The organism is Streptomyces anatolicus, from assembly GCF_019400875.1.
Classification (GTDB): domain Bacteria; phylum Actinomycetota; class Actinomycetes; order Streptomycetales; family Streptomycetaceae; genus Streptomyces; species Streptomyces anatolicus.
In genome coordinates, this window is record NZ_WMBF01000813.1 from 1 (window position 1) to 1522 (window position 1522).

The 1522-nt window shown below is 71.1% G+C and carries 2 protein-coding genes; one reads left to right on the top strand and one right to left on the bottom strand.

Features of this window, described 5'->3' with window-relative positions:
* The first annotated feature begins 68 nt into the window (after positions 1–68).
* Positions 69–956 (top strand): helix-turn-helix domain-containing protein, encoded by an 888-nt coding sequence (locus GKQ77_RS32660; protein WP_219692770.1) that lies wholly within the window; start codon positions 69–71, stop codon positions 954–956.
* On the opposite strand, the gene GKQ77_RS32665 is transcribed toward GKQ77_RS32660, so the two are convergent.
* Complete coding sequence (locus GKQ77_RS32665) at positions 953–1369, bottom strand: hypothetical protein (RefSeq protein WP_219692771.1); 417 nt, start codon at positions 1367–1369, stop codon at positions 953–955. The two genes, GKQ77_RS32660 and GKQ77_RS32665, sit on opposite strands and share 4 nt — an antisense overlap.
* Positions 1370–1522 lie beyond the last annotated feature (153 nt).

Below are 1522 nucleotides of genomic sequence, written 5' to 3' on the forward strand. Positions count from 1 at the left end.
CCTTCCACGGGGTCCTGTGCGGGGCTCGCTCTCACCTTGCCACAGCCCCTTTCGACTACCGTCTACGTATGACAACCGCCGCGCCCGCCAAGGGAAACGCAAAGGGAAGCCCGAAGGGAAACTCGAAGGCAAACGCCAACGGAAGCGCCAACGGAATCGCCAAGGGGAACGCGACCGGCGTGGGCCCGCTGCTGCGGGGCTGGCGCGAGCGGCGCCGGGTCAGTCAGCTGGAGCTGGCCCTGCGCGCCGATTCGTCCGCGCGGCACATCAGCTTCATCGAGACGGGCCGCGCACGCCCGAGCGAGGAGCTGGTGCTGCGCCTCGCCGACCACCTCGACGTGCCGGTGCGGGAGCGCAACTCCCTGCTGCTGGCCGCCGGTTACGCCCCGCACTTCAGGGAGACGCCGCTGGAGGACCCCTCGATGGGCACGCTGCGCGAGGGCCTCGAACAGCTGCTGACCGGCTACGAGCCCTATCCGGCGCTGGTCGTCGACGCGGCGTACGACGTGATCGCGGCGAACCGTGGCATCGCGATGCTCCTCGACGGCATCCCCGAGCACCTTGCCTCGGGGCCCCTGAACGCGATGCGGCTCACCCTCCACCCGGAGGGCCTGGCCCCGAAGATCCGCAATCTGCGCGAGTGGCGGGGCCATCTGCTGCATCAGATGGAGCGGCAGATCGCGTTGCAGCGCTCGGACGCCCTGCGTGCGGTGTACGAGGAGGTGGCCGCGTATCCGGTGCACGACCCGGGGGTGGACGCCTTCGACGCCGGGACGGACGTGCCGTACTTCGCATTGCCGCTGCGGATCGAGCACGACGGGCACGTCCTGTCCTTCATCTCGTCGATCTCCACGTTCAACACCCCCATGGACGTGACCGTCGCCGAGCTGGCCATCGAGACGCTGCTCCCGGCCGACCCGGCGACGGTCAAGTTCCTCCAGACCCATATGGCCTAGGCCCGCGTTTCCCGCAGCGCCGCGTACTGGAGCGCGGCGAAGCCGCCGACGGTCAGGGCCTGCATCGGGATCCAGACGGCCCCGGCGGTGCTGGGCGAGAGCCAGACGAGGAGGGCGACGACGCTGAGCACCGCCCAGGCGGCGTTGCCCTCGATGACGGCCCGCACGCCGAGCGTCGGCGGGCTCTTGCGGGCGGCGAGGTAGCCGACGCCCGCGCCGTAGAGCGTGAGGAAGACGCCGAGCCCGAACAGCAGTCCCGAGTCGACGCCGAGGAAGCGTCCGAGGGGTCCTGAGGCGGCGACGTACGCCAGGCCGTTGCCGGCGGTCACGACGGCGTCCAGGCCCAGGAAGCGGCGGAGCATGGTGGTCGGGTCGGTGGTGCGGGCGAGGGCGGTGAGCTGGTAGGTCGTCATGGCGGGCTGCCTCCAGGCATGGGTAAGGGCTGCGGCGAAGGGCGGTGGTCCGGGGTGGCGGCCCCGGTCCGTGTTCCGTTGACACCACTGTGCCGAGCGCCCGCCGCCCGGTCGATTACGTCACAGGTAATGCCGCCCCGCGGCGCCACAGCG

Bases quoted from the DNA above. Each gene is read 5' to 3' on its own strand.
- GKQ77_RS32665 (WP_219692771.1), bottom strand. From the start codon at position 1,369: ATGACGACCTACCAGCTCACCGCCCTCGCCCGCACCACCGACCCGACC.
- GKQ77_RS32660 (WP_219692770.1), top strand. From the start codon at position 69: ATGACAACCGCCGCGCCCGCCAAGGGAAACGCAAAGGGAAGCCCGAAG.